General features: G+C 45.8%; 7 protein-coding genes, 6 tRNA genes, 2 rRNA genes and 1 pseudogene. 4 read left to right on the top strand and 12 right to left on the bottom strand.

Annotated elements, in window-relative coordinates; all coding sequences use genetic code 11:
* Nucleotides 1–472: 472 nt before the first annotated feature.
* The 6 genes from OCV37_RS00355 to rep all read right to left on the bottom strand — a co-directional run bounded on the left by OCV37_RS00355 (nt 473) and on the right by rep (nt 3,245).
* A tRNA-Pro gene (locus OCV37_RS00355) sits at nt 473–549 on the bottom strand.
* Between the two features lie 8 nt (nt 550–557).
* Nucleotides 558–633 (bottom strand) — tRNA-His (locus OCV37_RS00350).
* A gap of 11 nt (nt 634–644) precedes the next feature.
* A tRNA-Pro gene (locus tag OCV37_RS00345) sits at nt 645–721 on the bottom strand.
* Between the two features lie 117 nt (nt 722–838).
* A tRNA-His gene (locus tag OCV37_RS00340) sits at nt 839–914 on the bottom strand.
* Nucleotides 915–946: 32 nt separating this feature from the next.
* A tRNA-Arg gene (locus tag OCV37_RS00335) sits at nt 947–1,023 on the bottom strand.
* 200 nt (nt 1,024–1,223) lie between these two features.
* Nucleotides 1,224–3,245, bottom strand: a complete 2,022-nt coding sequence (gene rep / locus OCV37_RS00330) for a DNA helicase Rep (RefSeq protein ID WP_038181549.1) — start codon at nt 3,243–3,245, stop codon at nt 1,224–1,226.
* 325 nt (nt 3,246–3,570) lie between these two features.
* On the opposite strand from rep, the gene OCV37_RS00325 reads away from it, so the two are divergent.
* The 3 genes and pseudogenes from OCV37_RS00325 to ubiK all read left to right on the top strand — a co-directional run bounded on the left by OCV37_RS00325 (nt 3,571) and on the right by ubiK (nt 8,205).
* Complete coding sequence (locus OCV37_RS00325) at nt 3,571–4,689, top strand: efflux RND transporter periplasmic adaptor subunit (protein WP_038181547.1); 1,119 nt, start codon at nt 3,571–3,573, stop codon at nt 4,687–4,689.
* 11 nt (nt 4,690–4,700) lie between these two features.
* A pseudogene (locus OCV37_RS00320) lies at nt 4,701–7,769 on the top strand (multidrug efflux RND transporter permease subunit); the annotation flags it as partial.
* 181 nt (nt 7,770–7,950) lie between these two features.
* Nucleotides 7,951–8,205, top strand: a complete 255-nt coding sequence (gene ubiK, locus OCV37_RS00315) for a ubiquinone biosynthesis accessory factor UbiK (RefSeq protein WP_038181544.1) — start codon at nt 7,951–7,953, stop codon at nt 8,203–8,205.
* Between the two features lie 133 nt (nt 8,206–8,338).
* Here ubiK and ilvC read toward each other — a convergent pair whose 3' ends face one another.
* Nucleotides 8,339–9,823: a ketol-acid reductoisomerase gene (gene ilvC / locus OCV37_RS00310; protein ID WP_038181541.1), complete on the bottom strand. Its 1,485-nt coding sequence runs from the start codon at nt 9,821–9,823 to the stop codon at nt 8,339–8,341.
* A 138-nt stretch (nt 9,824–9,961) separates the two neighbouring features.
* Here ilvC and ilvY point away from each other — a divergent pair, with 138 nt between their 5' ends.
* A complete protein-coding gene (ilvY, locus tag OCV37_RS00305; protein WP_038181538.1) occupies nt 9,962–10,858 on the top strand; it encodes an HTH-type transcriptional activator IlvY in 897 nt (298 codons plus the stop codon).
* Nucleotides 10,859–10,962: 104 nt separating this feature from the next.
* On the opposite strand, the gene OCV37_RS00300 is transcribed toward ilvY, so the two are convergent.
* The 5 genes from OCV37_RS00300 to OCV37_RS00280 all read right to left on the bottom strand — a co-directional run bounded on the left by OCV37_RS00300 (nt 10,963) and on the right by OCV37_RS00280 (nt 18,627).
* A complete protein-coding gene (locus OCV37_RS00300) occupies nt 10,963–12,924 on the bottom strand; it encodes a methyl-accepting chemotaxis protein (protein ID WP_038181535.1) in 1,962 nt (653 codons plus the stop codon).
* 439 nt (nt 12,925–13,363) lie between these two features.
* On the bottom strand, nt 13,364–14,917 hold the full coding sequence (locus tag OCV37_RS00295; RefSeq protein ID WP_211252059.1) for a phospholipase D-like domain-containing protein: 1,554 nt from the start codon (nt 14,915–14,917) through the stop codon (nt 13,364–13,366).
* A 327-nt stretch (nt 14,918–15,244) separates the two neighbouring features.
* Nucleotides 15,245–15,335: transfer RNA gene (locus tag OCV37_RS00290), tRNA-Ser, on the bottom strand.
* A 201-nt stretch (nt 15,336–15,536) separates the two neighbouring features.
* A 5S ribosomal RNA gene (rrf, locus tag OCV37_RS00285) occupies nt 15,537–15,652 on the bottom strand.
* An 86-nt stretch (nt 15,653–15,738) separates the two neighbouring features.
* Nucleotides 15,739–18,627, bottom strand: a 23S ribosomal RNA gene (locus OCV37_RS00280).
* Between the last annotated feature and the right edge of the window lie 323 nt (nt 18,628–18,950).

The following is an 18,950-nucleotide window of genomic DNA, read 5'->3' as shown; positions in this document are numbered from 1 at the left end:
CCAAACTGCGCCAATCGCGTATCGATGAGAGCAAACGAATCGTCTGACCGCAGCACAGTAGATATCACAGAGACAAAAAAGCCCCGGCATCTGCCGAGGCTCTGAAAGTGGTCGGTGAAGAGGGATTCGAACCCCAAAAAACATCCTCTGGTCCGCCTTTGTTAAAAAGAATTGATGCGCAACCAAACTGCGCCAATCGCGTATCGATGAGAGCAAACGAATCGTCTGACCGCAGCACAGTAGATATCACAGATACAAAAAAACCCCGGCGTCTGCCGAGGCTCTGAAAGTGGTCGGTGAAGAGGGATTCGAACCCCAAAAAACATCCTCTGGTCCGCCTTTGTGAAAAAGAATTGATGCGCAACCAAACTGCGCCAATCGCGTATCGATGAGAGCAAACGAATCGTTTGACCGCAGCACATTAGATATCACAGAGACAAAAAAGCCCCGGCATCTGCCGAGGCTCTGAAAGTGGTCGGTGAAGAGGGATTCGAACCCCCGACCCTCTGGTCCCAAACCAGATGCGCTACCAAACTGCGCTATTCACCGAGAATAAATGGGGTGGCTAACGAGACTCGAACTCGCGACAACCGGAATCACAATCCGGGGCTCTACCAACTGAGCTATAGCCACCACTGAAAAAGTGGTCGGTGAAGAGGGATTCGAACCCCCGACCCTCTGGTCCCAAACCAGATGCGCTACCAAACTGCGCTATTCACCGATACATTTATTGTTTGATATTATCTATCACTGCCAACAGCATAGGATTCATGCTCAAGGCAAACAGTCCGTTTGTCTTTCTGAAAAACAGCCTGAACAGGAAGTCTTCTCAGGAAAATGGGGTGGCTAACGAGACTCGAACTCGCGACAACCGGAATCACAATCCGGGGCTCTACCAACTGAGCTATAGCCACCATACGTCTGTTACCGATCATTCCTCCGCAAATGGCGCGCCCGAAAGGATTCGAACCTTCGACCTTTGGCTCCGGAGGCCAACGCTCTATCCAGCTGAGCTACGGGCGCATCATGCCCTATCGGCGGAGGGGAATGATACGGATATCATTGTTTGTCGTCTAGTGTTTTTTCAACTTTTTTTCTCGTTTGACGCCTTTTTCGTCAGTCTTCATTAAAAAAAGCATCTCTTCGAGAATCAGACAGTTGAACACGACCGAAAAAGCAATCAATCACCCCACGCCCTATCGTTGCTTTTCCAGTTTAATTCGTCAAGAATCCTTTTTAAACATGGCTCGCAAATTAGCAATATGCGCCTGACCTTTCTCCATTCGTTCCTGCTGTGAAAGCTCTTTTTTCTTCTGCTCCCAAGTGACATCATCATAAGGTAATTCATCTAAGAAACGACTATGAGTCGGCCGAATCAACTCCCCGAACTGGCGTCTTTCTTTACAAACCATGAATGTCATTTCTTTTTGAGCACGCGTGATCCCAACGTACATAAGACGACGCTCTTCTTCAATATTATCTTCATCAATGCTGGTTTGATGAGGCAAAATCCCTTCTTCAGTACCGATCAGATAAACATAGGGGAACTCCAGGCCTTTGGAGGCATGCAGCGTCATCAATTGGACTGCGTCACTGTCATCATTTTCTTCACCACGCTCCATCATGTCACGCAATGTCAGGCGCTGAACGACTTCTTTAAGCGATTTCTCTTCCTGATCGGGGTTATTCCCTTCCAAATCTGCAACGATCCATGAATAGAGGTCGGAGACGTTCTTCATTCTCATCTCAGCCGCTTTGGGGCTTGACGAAGTTTCATACAGCCAGTCTTCATAGTGAATATCACGAACCAGTGAGCGTGCAACGTCCACCGTGTCACCTCTGTCAGCCTGATCGGACAATTGCACCAGCCATTGTGTAAAACGCCTTAAGTTTTCTAACCCTTTACCGGTCAGATGCTGTTCCAGACCGATTTCAAAACTCGCTTCAAACAGGCTTTTCCCGCGCATATTGGCATAGTTGCCCAGCTTTTCCAGCGTCACCGGGCCAATCTCTCGACGCGGAGTATTGATGATCCGTAAAAAAGCATTGTCATCATCCGGGTTTACCAACACCCGCAGATACGCCATGATGTCTTTAATCTCAGCTCGGGCAAAGAAAGAAGTGCCCCCTGAAATTTTGTAAGGCACCCGGTTTTGCATCAGGCTTTTTTCAATCAAACGGGACTGATGATTTCCCCGGTACAAAATGGCATAGTCGCGATAATCGGTATGATTAATAAATTTGTGGGCAATAATTTCACCGGTCACCCGTTCTGCTTCATGCTCATCATTATTGGCCATAATCACTTTGAGTTTTTCGCCATCAGGTAACTCAGAGAAGAGCCTCTTTTCATATACGTGGGCATTATTCGCAATCAAAATATTGGCCGAATGCAAAATCCGATTCGTCGAACGATAATTCTGCTCCAGCTTAATCAGCCGTAAGTTCGGATAATCTTCTCCCAATAACACCAGATTTTGTGGTTTAGCACCTCGCCACGAATAGATCGACTGGTCGTCATCTCCTACCACGGTAAACCGGCCACGCTCACCTACCAACAACTTCACCAGTTCATACTGACTGGTATTGGTATCCTGATACTCATCCACCAGCAGATAACGGATTCTGGACTGCCAGTGCTGTCGGACTTGCTCATTATTTTTCAGTAGTCCGACGGGCATTAGAATCAAATCATCAAAATCCAGTGCATTGTAGGCTTTCATCTGGTTCTGATACAGCGCATAGCAAAAAGCAAATAGTTGTTGCTGTTCACCTCTGGCGCTCGCCTTGGCCTGCTCCGGAGAGAGCATGTCATTTTTCCAATTGGAGATCGTGCTGAGCAACTGACGTAGTAAGTCCTTATCCCCGTCGAGCTGTTTTTCCGTCAACGCTTTGAGGAGAGCCAATTGGTCCTGATCATCGAATAAAGAAAATCCGGCCTTAAGACCGAGTGCTTTATATTCCCGACGAATGATATTCAAACCGAGGGTATGGAAGGTTGAAACCATCAGACCACGAGATTCTTTTTTCCCTAACGTTTGAGCGACACGTTCTTTCATTTCTCTGGCCGCTTTATTAGTAAACGTCACCGCTGCAATATTACGGGCTTTATAACCACACTGCTGCACTAAATAAGCAATTTTATTGGTAATCACCCTGGTCTTACCTGATCCGGCACCGGCAAGCACCAAACACGGACCCGATATATATTTGACGGCTTCATCTTGCCTTGGATTTAACTTCATCCGTTATCTCATCTGCTTTGAACTTGATGACTGTTTACGAGGATATTCACACGACCTCATGATAATGCCCGACTGATAAATTTACCACTCGTGTCAATATGCGTTTTTTTACATCATTTACTGCACAAGTGTGTTGCATATATGGCTATTCTGTAAGCTATAATGGCAACCTAATTTCATGCTTCAATACCAAAAAGTTAGCAATCAAGCGAACCAATAATTGTGATAGTGGATTCAGCTTTATCACAAAAGCACCTTGTTGCATAAACTAGAGAAACAAAATTGTTGAGGCTAGTTCATCATTAAACTTGGAGTTTAACATCGAATGAAAAAGCGGACATTACTATGGACACTCTCGATGCTGCTGATTGTTATTGTGCTGTTAGGTAGTGTTATCGGAATCAATTTGTTCAAGCAAAAAGCGATGAACGACTATTTCGCCAACATGCCCGAACCCTCATATCCCATCACCGTTTCTCAGATTAAAGTGCAAGATTGGACACCCGTTATTGAAGCGATCGGTTTTATCGAGCCGAAACAAGGGGTCACACTCACCACTGAAACCAGTGGCGTGATTAAAGATATTGCATTCGAGTCAGGTGCTTCGGTCGAAAAAGGACAGATGCTGATGACTCTCGATTCAGCGGTTGAGAAAGCGAACTTAAAAAGTGCGCAAGCCCGTTTGCCTGCGGCAAAAGCGAAATATGAGCGCTACCGAGGTCTTTATGCCAAAGGCTCTTTGTCCCAGGAATCTTTTGATGAGGCCGAAGCCGCTTATTTCTCCCTCTCTGCTGACATCGAAAGTTTGAAAGCCACCATTGCCCGGCGTGAAATCAAAGCACCTTTCTCCGGTTCTGTCGGTATCCGCAATATCTATGTCGGTCAATATCTGAATATTGGTTCGGACATCGTCCGTCTGGAAGATACCTCAGTGATGCGTCTACACTTCACGATCCCACAAACTGACCTGTCTAAAATTTCAGTCGGTCAGACGGTCAATATCGCTGTTGATGCGTACCCGGATGATTCATTTAAAGGGACAATTAAAGCTATCGAACCAGCAGTCAATGCTCAAAGCGGGTTAGTGCAGGTCGAAGCAAATATTCCGAACAGTGACGGTAAACTCCGCAGCGGGATGTTTGCCAAAGCGAATATCCAATTGCCGATCCAAAAAGATCAGATCATTATTCCTCAGGTGGCCATTGCCTATACCCTCTATGGTGACAGTGTTTACATTGTGACCGATAAAGATGGTGAAAAGCGTGTTAAGCAACATGTGATTCAGGTCGGAGAACGCAAAAAAGATGTCGCTCATATATTAAGTGGTGTGAAAGACGGAGACATCATTGTCACTTCCGGTCAGGTCCGCTTAAGTAATGGGGTAAAAGTTCATGTGGTGGAAAGTAATACACTCGCACCATTATCTGAAGTTCCCATGCTTTAACCGGAGGTTTTATGCGTTTTACTGACATTTTTATCAAACGTCCGGTTCTCGCCATATCTCTGAGCCTGCTGATCGCGTTACTTGGATTACAAGCTGTATTCAAGCTGCAAATCAGGCAATATCCGGAGATGACGAACACCGTGATTACCGTGACGACTGGCTACTATGGTGCCAGCTCGGATCTGATTCAAGGATTCATTACCCAACCCCTGGAGCAAGCCATTGCCCAGGCCGATCATATTGATTACATGACCTCTGATTCGTCAATGGGCGCTTCAATTATTACGGTCAAAATGAAACTCAATACCGATCCGAATGCCGCATTGGCCGATATTTTGGCAAAAACCAACTCGGTACGCTCCCAGTTGCCAAAAGAAGCCGAAGACCCGAGTGTCACGATGTCAACCGGTTCAACAACTGCGGTACTCTATATCGGCTTTACCAGTGATGAGCTCAACTCGAGCCAGATTAACGACTATCTGGAACGTGTGGTCAATCCACAGCTATTTTCAGTCAGTGGTGTATCAAAGGTTGATCTTTATGGTGGGATCAAATATGCCCTGCGTATTTGGTTGGATCCCAATAAAATGGCTGCACTGAAACTGTCCGCGTCACAGGTTATGCAGGTGTTGAGCGCGAATAACTTTCAGTCTGCAACGGGTCAATCAACGGGTGAATTTGTCCTCTATAACGGTGATGCGGATACGCAGGTTTCTACACCGACAGAGTTAGAACGGTTAGTTATCAAGTCGGATGATGGTCAAATTATTCGCTTAGGCGACATTGCGAAAGTCTCACTGGCAAAAAGTCATGATACCTATCGGGCAACTGCAAACGGCAAAGAAGCCATTGTTGCTGCAATTAATGCAGCCCCCAGCGCCAACCCAATCGATATTGCACGAGATGTCAGAGCAATTATGCCGCGCATCGAAAAGAATATGCCGAGCAATATTAAAATGACGCTGCTCTACGATTCGACAGAAGCAATCAACGAATCGATTAATGAGGTCATCAAAACGATTGGAGAAGCTGTCCTGATCGTCTTGGTTGTCATCACTCTTTTCCTTGGTTCTTTCCGTGCTGTTGTGATTCCGGTTATCACGATTCCACTGTCTCTGATAGGGGTTTCCCTAGTCATGCAGTCTTTCGGGTTTTCTTGGAACTTAATGACATTGCTTGCCATGGTGCTCGCAATCGGCTTGGTTGTTGATGATGCGATCGTTGTCCTTGAAAACGTTGACCGCCATATCAAGCTGGGGGAGACTCCGTTTAGAGCCGCTGTTATCGGAACCAGGGAAATTGCATTACCTGTGATCGCCATGACACTGACGCTGGCAGCGGTATATGCACCGATCGCCCTGACACAAGGGATAACTGGCTCGCTCTTTAAGGAGTTTGCCTTGTCTCTCGCAGGCGCAGTGATTGTTTCAGGGATTATCGCACTGACACTCTCACCGATGATGTGTTCCAAGATGCTGGTCGAACACGGCACCCCCAGCGGGTTTGAACGCCGGGTTCACGCTGCACTGGATCGAATCACCAGCCGCTACGAGAAAATGCTCTCTGCGGTCATGCTCCACCGTCCCGTTGTAATTGCTTTTGCCTTAATTATCCTTGCCAGCCTGCCGGTGCTGTTCAAATTTATTCCGACTGAACTGGCCCCTTCTGAGGATAATGGTGTGGTCATGTTTATTGCCAATGGCCAGTCAAACGCCAACCTTGACTACATGCAGAGAACCATGGAACACGTCAATGACATTTTGACCAAGCAGCCTGAAGTTGAATTAAACTTGGAGTTTACAGGTGTGCCAAAATCAAACCAGTCGCTGGGTTTCTCAGTCATGGTACCCTGGAGCCAACGTGAAGCCAGTCAGTCTGATGTCCAGAAACGACTACAAGGGCTTTTGAAAGAAGTGCCGAGTATGTCAGTGTCAGCCTTCGAAATGCCGGAACTACCGGGGGCCGGTTCAGGTCTGCCGATTCAGTTAGTGCTGAAAACACCAAACAGCTTTGAAAACCTGTTTACTCTGGCTTCTGACATTCTGAGTAAAGTGCAGAAAAGTCCGCTGTTTGTCTACTCAACACTGGATCTGAACTTCGATTCCGCAACCATGAAGATCAGTATCGATAAAGACAAAGCTGGTGCTTACGGCGTTACCATGCAAGATATTGGCACAACGCTGGCAACCATGATGGCTGACGGGTATGTCAACCGGGTAGATCTCTATGGGCGGTCCTATGAAGTGATTCCGCAAGTTGAACGTCAGTATCGGCTCAACCCTGAATCAATGAATAATTACTATGTACTGGCCGCTAATGGTGATGCGATTCCGTTGCGTAGTCTGATTAAGATCCATGTGGTTTCCGAGCCTCGAAGCTTACCTCACTTTAATCAGCTCAACTCAGCGACGATTAGTGCCGTACCAACGCCCGGTGTGACCATGGGAAGCGCACTTGAATGGTTGAACCAAGAAGTCGATAAAACCCTACCACTCGGATATACCCGGGATTATATGGGTGAATCTCGTCAGTTTATTACCGAAGGGAGTGCGCTCTATACAACTTTTGCACTGGCGCTGGCTGTCATCTTCTTAGTGCTGGCAATTCAGTTTGAATCGGTCAGGGACCCCATCGTCATTATGGTTTCGGTACCACTTGCGATTTGTGGGGCTTTGGTGGCGTTAGCATGGGGAGGATTCTTCGGTTTCACCTCACTCAACATCTACTCTCAAGTCGGGTTGATTACCTTGATTGGTTTGATCACCAAGCATGGTATCTTGATTTGTGAAGTCGCCAAAGAAGCACAATTAAAATTCAATAAAGACCGAATTGAAGCGGTGAAGGAAGCGGCTAAGGTTCGTTTACGTCCAATTCTGATGACAACTGCAGCAATGATTTCCGGTCTGATTCCATTAATGTATGCCACCGGTGCCGGTGCCAAACAGCGCTTCAGTATCGGTATTGTCATTGTTGCCGGTCTGGCGATTGGAACACTGTTTACACTGTTTGTTCTCCCTGTCATCTATAGTTATCTGGCAGAAAAACACAAACCACTGCCGGTTTTTGTCGAAGACGATGAAGAACAACCGTCAACCGATAAAACACCGAACCATAACGCCTCATAGGCACTCCGGAGGATGTGTTTGATCTCCAGATAACTAAAAAGGCCACAACACGTGGCCTTTTTTGTCGACTTTCATAACGACTTTCTTGCCTGAATTACATAGAATGGCAGGCAGTAGAAGAGGAGTTTTACCCGATATGTTTGATCCCAAAAAACTAGAGCAAGTCGCAAAGCAGATTCATGATGCCATGCCTCAACCGGTCAAAGACCTCGGTGCAGATGTGGAACAAAAAGTTCGTCAAGTCATTCAGGGGCAACTGAACAAGCTGGATGTTGTCAGCCGTGAAGAATTTGATGTTCAGACACAAGTGTTACTTCGGACTCGTGAAAAGTTGACACAGCTGGAAACGAAACTCACTGAACTGGAAGATAAATTATCCAAACAAGATTAATGAAGTAGACTGTTTATCCGATATAAAAGCAAAAGGCCTGAATCATTCCATTCAGGCCTTTTTATATTCGGATTCAGCGCACTGCCTCACAAAAATCGACAGCGCCACTAAAAGCCGAGTCTGTCACTGATGATTAGCCACCGACAGCTATGCGCTTCATGTCTTTCATGTAACCACGCAGTTCTTCACCAATGTACTCGACCGGATGATTGCGAATCACGCTGTTCACCTCGATCAGATAAGCATTATCCACCTGATTCGATGTTTCGCCCAACCCTTTACCAATCACATCGGTGCTCACGGATGGCATGAATTTCTCACGCAATAGTGGCGTTGCAACATTGGCAAACAAGTAGTTTCCGTATTCTGCAGTATCAGAGATAACCACATTCATTTCATACAGACGCTTACGTGCAATGGTGTTGGCGATCAATGGCAGTTCATGCAGAGACTCGTAATAAGCCGATTCATCGATAATGCCTGATGCAGTCATCGCTTCAAAGGCCAGTTCAACCCCGGCACGAACCATTGCAATCATCAGGATACCGTGGTCAAAATATTCTTGCTCTGTGATTTTCACATCGGATTCAGGGTAGTTTTCGAATGCCGTTTCACCTGTTTCTTTACGCCAGTTCAACAGATTTGCATCATCATTCGCCCAGTCAGCCATCATCGTGCTGGAAAATTCACCGACAATGATGTCGTCCATGTGTTTGTTATACAGCGGACGCAGCAGGTCTTTCAATTCTTCAGAGAGTTCGAATGCTTTGATTTTCGCTGGGTTCGACAGACGATCCATCATATGGGTGATACCACCGAACTTCAGAGCTTCGGTAATAGTTTCCCAGCCATATTGCAGCAGTTTTCCTGCATAGCCAGCATCAATGCCTTCAGCAACCATTTTTTCATAACAGACGATCGAGCCCGCTTGCAACATACCGCACAGAATTGTTTGCTCACCCATTAAGTCTGATTTAACTTCAGCAACAAAAGAAGATTCCAGACAACCCGCACGATGCCCACCAGTTGCAGCAGCCCATGCTTTCGCTATTTCCAAACCATCCCCTTGAGGATCATTTTCTGGGTGAACCGCGATCAAAGTCGGAACCCCGAAACCACGCTTATATTCTTCACGAACTTCGGTTCCCGGACACTTTGGTGCAACCATCACAACCGTCAGGTCTTTCCGGATTTGCATGCCTTCTTCCACGATGTTGAAGCCATGTGAGTAGCCCAGTGCCGCACCTTGCTTCATCAGTGGCATAATCGTTTCAACCACATTGGTATGCTGTTTATCCGGAGTCAGGTTAACCACCAGATCCGCTTGCGGAATCAGTTGCTCGTAGCTACCCACTTCAAAACCATTGTCTTTTGCATTCTTATAAGACTGACGCTGCTCATCGATAGCCGCCTGACGTAATGCATAAGCAACGTCCAGACCGGAATCACGCATGTTCAGGCCTTGGTTTAAACCTTGAGCACCACAGCCAACAATGACAACTTTCTTACCTTTAAGGTAATCTGCTTCATTTGCAAACTCTTCACGATCCATAAAACGGCAGCGACCCAGTTGATCCAGTTGCTGACGCAAATTCAGTGTATTGAAATAGTTAGCCATGTAGGGGCTCCTTCGTTATTTGTCCATCATGTCGGCTGTAAGCACCGAATGACCACATATTAAATCAGACATTTCATTGCTGAAAGTGATATATTCACAACTAAGTATTGCAAAAAATGCAACGCAAAATACAACCATATGAATATCAGAATATTAGAACTTTTCATCCATCTTTGTGACAGTAAGAACTTTAGTCAAACTGCAGCCGCAATGCACATGAGTCCATCGGCATTAAGTCGTCAGATTCAAAAATTTGAAGAGGAAATCGGACAACATCTCTTTATCCGGGATAATCGTCGGGTTGAAGTGACATCAACAGGGCTGCGACTCCTACCGGTTGCCCTGAAAATCATCACGGAATGGCGGCAGTTTCAGGCAGAACTTCATGAGAGTAACCAAACACTGAGGGGAGAGATACGCCTGTTTTGTTCCGTGACGGCCAGCTATAGTCACCTTCCGGAACTCCTGGCAGATTTTCGTTCTCAACATCCGTTTATTGAATTTAAACTCTTAACCGGAGATCCTGCTCAGGCAATCGATAAAGTCCTGAACAATGAGGCTGATCTAGCTATCTCTGCATTGCCGGAACAACTGCCTGCCCGTATCGTATTTGAGTCCATCAGTGAAATTCCGCTGTCAGTCATTGCACCCGTTGGTGTCAGTAGTTTTGAGCAAACACTTCGCGCGACTCCGATTGACTGGTCAACCATTCCATTTATTGTACCGGAATCGGGCACGGCAAGAGAAAGAGCCAATACTTGGTTTAAAACGATGGCGATTAAACCCAATATCTATGCTCAAAGTGCCGGACATGAAGCCATCGTCAGTATGGTGGCTCTCGGCTACGGAGTCGGGATTGCTCCCGATGTTGTGATCAATAACAGCCCGGCCCGGGAGAAGGTACAACGCTTGCCGGAAAGCCAGTTAATACCACCTTTTCAACTCGGCGTCTGTTGCCGTCAGTCCCAACTGGAGCAACCCCTGGTAAAAGCCTTATGGCAGGTTGTCACCGCCAAAAGAAGTATTGTGACTTAATTCAGAAAAGGACTTTCAGGACAGACTCACCATATAGCAAAATGCCTGAGAAAGAAGACTCAGGCATTTGAATTGATGCGTGTTATATCAACGCAATGATTTGATTAGACTTTAAATTTACCCACCAAATCGAACATCTTATCAGAGACGATGCGGAATGCTTCTGCACTATCAAGCTGCCCTTTGGCATCTTCTGTCAGTTGATTGGCAATCCCATTAATCTGTTGGGTATTGAGTGTAATATCCTCACAGACACAAGACTGTTCCTCAGTTGCCGTTGCAATCTGGATTGAAGCCCCTTTGATCTGATCAATCGAATGGGCAAGTTGAATCAAACTTTCGCTGGCCGTATTGGCCTGCTCTACAGCACTATCGGTCATCGATTTACTATTTTTCATGACATTTGCTGCTTGTTGCGTTGTTTGTTGCAACTCTTGAATCATCTGCTGAATTTCTTCCGTCGAAGCCGTTGTTTTCTGTGACAGATTACGAACTTCATCAGCAACCACTGCAAAACCACGTCCATGCTCTCCGGCTCTGGCCGCTTCAATCGCTGCATTTAACGCCAGTAAATTCGTTTGCTCAGCAATTCCCTGAATGGTGGTAATAATCGTAGTAATTTGTTGCGAATTATCATTGAGTTTACTGATGATATCACTCGTCATATGGACTTCGCTGGCGAGCTCCTCAATCGAACTTCTGGTGTTTTCAACGACTAATTTTCCATTTGTACAGGCAGTTGAACTACTTTCAGCAATCTCCGCAGCCTGCTCGGAGCTGGATGCAATTTCAGCCGTTGCCTTCGACATCTCAGAAATGGCATCGGTCACGAGTGTGACTTTCTCTAATTGTTTCCCTGAATCAGCCTGCCACTGATGCGCTTTATCCGTCGCTACCGCAGCCATTCCTTTCAGATCAGCACTGAGACTCACCACTTCACGAATCAGATTCCCGAGCTTATCCACAAAGCTATTAAAGGCACGTGAAAGTTCACCGACCTCATCTTTGGCAGTCGCATCAAGCTTAATCGTTAAATCGCCATGTCCCTGAGAAATTTGCCGTAGTACCCCTGTTACACTACTGATCTGAGAGGTAATGACTTTGGAAACATAAAATGCGATCAGAATGAAAAGAACGACTAACGGAATCACAATCGCAAACGTCACATAAGTTTGCTTCACCGCAGCCGCATACACTTCAGACTTAGGGACTAATGCAACAAAACGCCAACCCAGCTTCGATGTAATAATCTGACCTAGGTAGTCAGTTCCGCCACGATTGATTTCAAATAGTGCTTTCGGATGCTCGCTCATCAGTTTAAAAAACGGAGTCTCAACATCACTCACCGATTTAAAGTTATTCTCGGGATGGTAGGGATCCACTAAAATATTGTCATTATCTTCAAGCAGGACAATGTAGCCATTTGCACCAATGGTGATATTTTTTACGATATCAGTCAGCTCATTGACTGATATATCTAAACTGACGACACCCAGTACCTCATTACTTGAATTTTTAACCGTTTTTGCAACTGCAATGTAAGTTGCATCATCCCCTTTCCAGTAATAGGCGTTCGTCATTACTGCTTTGCCATTGGCTTTCAGAGCCGCTTTATACCATGGACGAACCCGGGGATCGAAAGGCGAAGAATAATCACTCCCCGGCCATTCAATATAATTGCCTGTCTCACGGCCAGTATAGATATAAGCGAGATTTTTTTGTGCTTTGCCAAACGCATCAAAAATAGCAAACAGTCTCTTCGCACTCCCTTCCAGAGAAGCCCAGCCCTGAAATTGATCGATATTCGGTTGATCAACAAAGCTTGGCGCACCAGATAGAGGGCCTGTTATTTCTGGTAACGATGCAAGATAATCAATACTTTTCTTCGCATTCTCAAAGAAAATATTAAATGCACGATCAACTTGTACAATTTCTTTCTCTGTTGATTTTTGAAATTGAGTAATCGCCGCGTCAGTCACTTCTCTTACCGAGAACATCGCTAAAAAAGCAACAGGTACTGTTACTGCGACCACAAATGTTGCAATCAGCTTCGTTCTTATTTTCATGAATCCTCTCTTACAAAGTCCCGGCAATTCTCTATGCCTTATTTGAAAATAGTGTGCAGCAGCGTTTTTGCAAGATTTATGGGATTTGTCCGATGAAGTCCGTCACATCTTTTTATTCTTTCAGTTATCACTTAATTAAAATGACAAATAAGTCAATAATATGCATTTATATTAATATATTGTTCACACATCCTGATCGATTGACAAGACAATTTTGGCAGGAAATATTGCAAAGCAATGATTTCTCATCTTGGTCAATTTCATCCTCAGTCTGAATTAATATAATTTCATATAAAAAGGATGAATATATGTGTACATTTATTTTTATCACATAACCCGAATAGAAAAATATGATTTTATCTAAGGCGTTATGACATACAACCCAGCATTTCAACCAACATTGAATTTAACATAATCGAATGAATTTAATATGACATGATTAGAGTATATTCTTCGGTACGATTCTTCGTAGCTTCACGCCAATTCGTTTAGATAATCGAACCTTACTGTCAGGATTAAAATCTTTGGTCACTTGCCATGCATTATCTGCTTCCATTTCTTTTAACATAGAAGCCTTCACATCATGTGTAATCTCAGGAGAATGAATCACCGTCATGCTCTCAGTATTCAGGTTTGCACTACGCGGGTCAAAATTATAAGTTCCGATGACCGTAATATGATCGTCAATCGTCATTGTTTTAGCATGAAGTCCAAATACGGGTATCGATGGTAATCGTTTATACATATGCTCCGACATCACCCGCTGCCTAACTTTCGCATCAGGTCTGAATTCATAGACTTCTACCCCAGTATCCAGTAGTGCTCCTCGATTTCTTTGATAGCCACTAAAAGCCTCTAAATTATCGTTGGATGCCAGACTATTGGTGAGAATTTTTATTTTAACCCCCTTATCAACCAATTGACGTAGAAACGCACGGTCTCTTTTAGTCGTGATCAAATAGGGGGTCTGAATCACAATACTGTCGGTCGCCTTTTCTGCAAGTTCAACCAATTTGTCCTGAGTAATGCTTCCGCCACCTAAAAAGTGCTTTCGATCATTTTTACCCGGAATATCAGCAATATACTCAACATGATCAATAAATAAAAACTTGCCTTCCTTCATGAGATGATTAAAGGTCTCTGGTACTTGTTCAATCTCTTCCCGAATCTCTGGATTGAAATTTTCGGGGTTACATGCGTAGGAATGTAACCGGGAAAATTCTGGATTCTCTGAATAGGGTTGACCACCAATCAGGCCTTCTACGGGAACACTGAGGTCACTTTGCCAATACTGGTCAAAAGATGCTTGTACTGAATGAACAGCTTGCCCTGCGAGGAAAACATCTCGGTCCCTGAAATTATAGGCGTGATCAAAACCAAAATACTCATCAGCAATATTGCGTCCCCCAGTAATTACAATTTGTTGATCGACAAGAAATACCTTGTTATGCATTCTCTGATTGAGACCATGAAAATCTGTCACGAGCGATGTCAGTTTGTCGACAATATTCTTTCCAACATTCGCATTCGGGTTATAAATTTTAATTTCGATATTCTTATGGGCAGCCAGCATTAAAAGCTCATCTCCCCTCGCTTCAAGCATAATATCATCCACAAGCACGCGAACCTTGACACCTCGTTCAGCGGCCCGTACCAAATAATCTGTCGCAATTAAGCCAATGTTGTCGATTGAAAAAATAAAATATTGCACATCAATAGACTTTTCTGCCCGTTCGGCTAACCAGGCTCGGGACATCATCGCTTCCGTCCCCTGCTCTAATACATAGACGCCAGTCTTATGCTGCATTTCTGATGCAAAAGGCGCGGTAAACTGAGATAGCGTCTGAGTAGGACGTTTTAGCGGAACAGCACAATAATCGTGATCGGATAATGGCACGCTGTCTGGTGCCGAAGAACACCCGGCGATCAACAGAAAGAGAGAATATAGGACAATATGGATGCTGATTTTTTCTGATAATTTTTTTAATAACATAGGTAAGAAAAAGCAACTGGTTTGTCTGACACTGATAACATACTCAATTGATCACACGATGTCACTGCCATCATGCAGCAAAATACCGTCAGCCTGATCTCATAATCGATGTTTGATTGGGAACATATAATGAACAGCAGCGATGTGAGGCAGAGAATATAGTGAAAGAGGTATTGCAAGATTCGATATTCATATATGTACAATTACTGAATATCTGTACTCTCTTAAACAATATAAGCTTGATGCTTCAGACAGGTAGAATCGATAGGAATTGGTGATTCAAAGATATAAAAAAAGCCGTTGAAATAACAACGGCTTCTTCTAAAGTGGCGGAGAGATAGGGATTTGAACCCTAGGTACGCTATTAACGTACGCCGGTTTTCAAGACCGGTGCTTTCAACCACTCAGCCATCTCTCCACAAATTGTGACTAAAAACAGATCTAATTATCCAATTTTTAGCTAAATTTCTCTCTAAATAAAGTCTTACAATCAACTGCTTTATTTAGAAGTTTGTCGCTGTGCGATGAGGATTTTGAAGCGAGACGCGCAGTGTGCAAACGCACATGAGCATCGCAGCTATCAAAAGCATCAAGCTTCAGTAGACAAACTGCAAATAAAGCCTGGCGATGTCCTACTCTCACATGGGGAGACCCCACACTACCATCGGCGCTGTTTCGTTTCACGACTGAGTTCGGCATGGAATCAGGTGGGTCCAAAACGCTATGGTCGCCAAGCAAATTCTTTAATTCGGAAAGCCGTCTTTCTGTTCTCTACACAATCAATTTGTTCTTATTGAGCCACAAAACCCCTTCGGTGTTGTATGGTTAAGTCTCACGGGCAATTAGTACAGGTTAGCTCAACGCCTCACAGCGCTTACACACCCTGCCTATCAACGTTCTAGTCTCGAACAACCCTTCAGGACGCTTGAAGCGCCAGGGAGAACTCATCTCAAGGCTCGCTTCCCGCTTAGATGCTTTCAGCGGTTATCGATTCCGAACTTAGCTACCGGGCAATGCGATTGGCATCACAACCCGAACACCAGAGGTTCGTCCACTCCGGTCCTCTCGTACTAGGAGCAGCCCCTTTCAATTCTCCAACGCCCACGGCAGATAGGGACCGAACTGTCTCACGACGTTCTAAACCCAGCTCGCGTACCACTTTAAATGGCGAACAGCCATACCCTTGGGACCGACTTCAGCCCCAGGATGTGATGAGCCGACATCGAGGTGCCAAACACCGCCGTCGATATGAACTCTTGGGCGGTATCAGCCTGTTATCCCCGGAGTACCTTTTATCCGTTGAGCGATGGCCCTTCCATTCAGAACCACCGGATCACTATGACCTGCTTTCGCACCTGCTCGAGCCGTCACTCTCGCAGTTAAGCGGGCTTATGCCATTGCACTAACCTCACGATGTCCAACCGTGATTAGCCCACCTTCGTGCTCCTCCGTTACACTTTGGGAGGAGACCGCCCCAGTCAAACTACCCACCAGGCACTGTCCTCACCCCAGATAATGGGGCCAAGTTAGAACATCAAACATACAAGGGTGGTATTTCAAGGTCGGCTCCACAATCACTAGCGTGACTGCTTCAAAGCCTCCCACCTATCCTACACATGTAGGCTCAATGTTCAGTGCCAAGCTGTAGTAAAGGTTCACGGGGTCTTTCCGTCTAGCCGCGGGTACACTGCATCTTCACAGCGATTTCAATTTCACTGAGTCTCGGGTGGAGACAGCGTGGCCATCATTACGCCATTCGTGCAGGTCGGAACTTACCCGACAAGGAATTTCGCTACCTTAGGACCGTTATAGTTACGGCCGCCGTTTACCGGGGCTTCGATCAAGAGCTTCGCCTAAGCTAACCCCATCAATTAACCTTCCGGCACCGGGCAGGCGTCACACCGTATACGTCATCTTACGATTTTGCACAGTGCTGTGTTTTTAATAAACAGTTGCAGCCACCTGGTATCTGCGACTCTCATCAGCTCCATCCGCAAGGGACTTCACCAGCAAGAGCGTACCTTCTCCCGAAGTTACGGTACCATTTTGCCTAGTTCCTTCACCCGAGTTCTCTCAAGCGCCTTGGTATTCTCTACCCGACCACCTGTGTCGGTTTGGGGTACGATTTCTTGTGAACTGAAGCTTAGAGGCTTTTCCCGGAAGCATGGCATCAATGACTTCATCACCTTGGTGACTCGACATCGTGTCTCAGCCTATCGTAGAGCCGGATTTGCCTAACTCTACAGCCTACGCACTTGAACCTGGACGACCGTCGCCAGGCCCACCTAGCCTTCTCCGTCCCCCCATCGCATTCACAACAAGTACGGGAATATTAACCCGTTTCCCATCGACTACGCCTTTCGGCCTCGCCTTAGGGGTCGACTCACCCTGCCCCGATTAACGTTGGACAGGAACCCTTGGTCTTCCGGCGAGGGGGTTTTTCACCCCCTTTGTCGTTACTCATGTCAGCATTCGCACTTCTGATACCTCCAGCAGACTTTACAATCCACCTTCAACGGCTTACAGAACGCTCCCCTACCCAATATACAAAAGTACATTGCCGCAGCTTCGGTTTACAGCTTAGCCCCGTTACATCTTCCGCGCAGGCCGACTCGACTAGTGAGCTATTACGCTTTCTTTAAATGATGGCTGCTTCTAAGCCAACATCCTAGCTGTCTGAGCCTTCCCACATCGTTTCCCACTTAGCTGTAATTTGGGACCTTAGCTGGCGGTCTGGGTTGTTTCCCTCTCCACGACGGACGTTAGCACCCGCCGTGTGTCTCCCGGATAGTACTTACTGGTATTCGGAGTTTGCAAAGGGTTGGTAAGTCGGGATGACCCCCTAGCCTTAACAGTGCTCTACCCCCAGTAGTATTCGTCCGAGGCGCTACCTAAATAGCTTTCGGGGAGAACCAGCTATCTCCGAGTTTGATTGGCCTTTCACCCCTAGCCACAAGTCATCCGCTAATTTTTCAACATTAGTCGGTTCGGTCCTCCAGTTGATGTTACTCAACCTTCAACCTGCCCATGGCTAGATCACTCGGTTTCGGGTCTATATCCAGAGACTAAACGCGCAGTTAACACTCGCTTTCGCTACGGCTCCCCTAATCGGTTAACCTTGCCACTGAATATAAGTCGCTGACCCATTATACAAAAGGTACGCAGTCACCCCACAAAGGAGGCTCCTACTGCTTGTACGTACACGGTTTCAGGTTCTATTTCACTCCCCTCACAGGGGTTCTTTTCGCCTTTCCCTCACGGTACTGGTTCACTATCGGTCAGTCAGGAGTATTTAGCCTTGGAGGATGGTCCCCCCATCTTCAGACAGGATATCACGTGTCCCGCCTTACTCGTTTTCACTCTCATAACGCCTTCGGTTACGGGGCTATCACCCTCTATTGCGTGCCTTTCCAGACACTTCACCTAACGTTATCAAAGCTTAAGGGCTAGTCCGATTTCGCTCGCCGCTACTTTCGGAATCTCGGTTGATTTCTTTTCCTCGGGGTACTTAGATGTTTCAGTTCTCCCGGTTCGCCTCATTAACCTATGAATTCAGTTAATGATAACTGCTGCTGCAGTTGGGTTTCCCCATTCGGAAATCGCAGACTCAAGTGGCTCTTACTGCCTCATCTGCGCTTATCGCAAGTTAGTACGTCCTTCATCGCCTCTGACTGCCAAGGCATCCACCGTGTACGCTTAATTACTTAACCATACAACCCGAAGAAGTCTTTTTTGCTTGGTCTTTTTCCCTGAATACGGCGTTAGCATCGAAGGCTGCTTGGTTGCTATCAGACGATAGCGCCCTGCGACATCCTTCTTGCTGCCTTGTCTCAGGCAAAAATCCTCAGCGCAAAAACCTAAGGGTTGATATCATCAACTAATTAGGTGTCACACAATATTTTATACATGAGTGTGTGACTTGGTTTTGCCGGACTCAATTTGAATACACAGTTGCCTGTGTATTCCCAAGAACACTCGATTGTGTTGGTCTTTCTCTTTCGAGAAAGTATTGAGAACTTTTACAAATAATCAT

It is taken from the genome of Vibrio rhizosphaerae (assembly GCF_024347095.1).
Taxonomy (GTDB): Bacteria; Pseudomonadota; Gammaproteobacteria; order Enterobacterales; family Vibrionaceae; genus Vibrio; species Vibrio rhizosphaerae.
Note: the sequence above shows the minus strand (reverse complement) of the source record. Positions and strands in the feature narration are given on the sequence as shown.

Bases quoted from the DNA above. Each gene is read 5' to 3' on its own strand.
- rep (WP_038181549.1), bottom strand. From the start codon at position 3,245: ATGAAGTTAAATCCAAGGCAAGATGAAGCCGTCAAATATATATCGGGT.
- OCV37_RS00325 (WP_038181547.1), top strand. From the start codon at position 3,571: ATGAAAAAGCGGACATTACTATGGACACTCTCGATGCTGCTGATTGTT.
- ubiK (WP_038181544.1), top strand. From the start codon at position 7,951: ATGTTTGATCCCAAAAAACTAGAGCAAGTCGCAAAGCAGATTCATGAT.
- ilvC (WP_038181541.1), bottom strand. From the start codon at position 9,823: ATGGCTAACTATTTCAATACACTGAATTTGCGTCAGCAACTGGATCAA.
- ilvY (WP_038181538.1), top strand. From the start codon at position 9,962: ATGAATATCAGAATATTAGAACTTTTCATCCATCTTTGTGACAGTAAG.
- OCV37_RS00300 (WP_038181535.1), bottom strand. From the start codon at position 12,924: ATGAAAATAAGAACGAAGCTGATTGCAACATTTGTGGTCGCAGTAACA.
- OCV37_RS00295 (WP_211252059.1), bottom strand. From the start codon at position 14,917: ATGTTATTAAAAAAATTATCAGAAAAAATCAGCATCCATATTGTCCTA.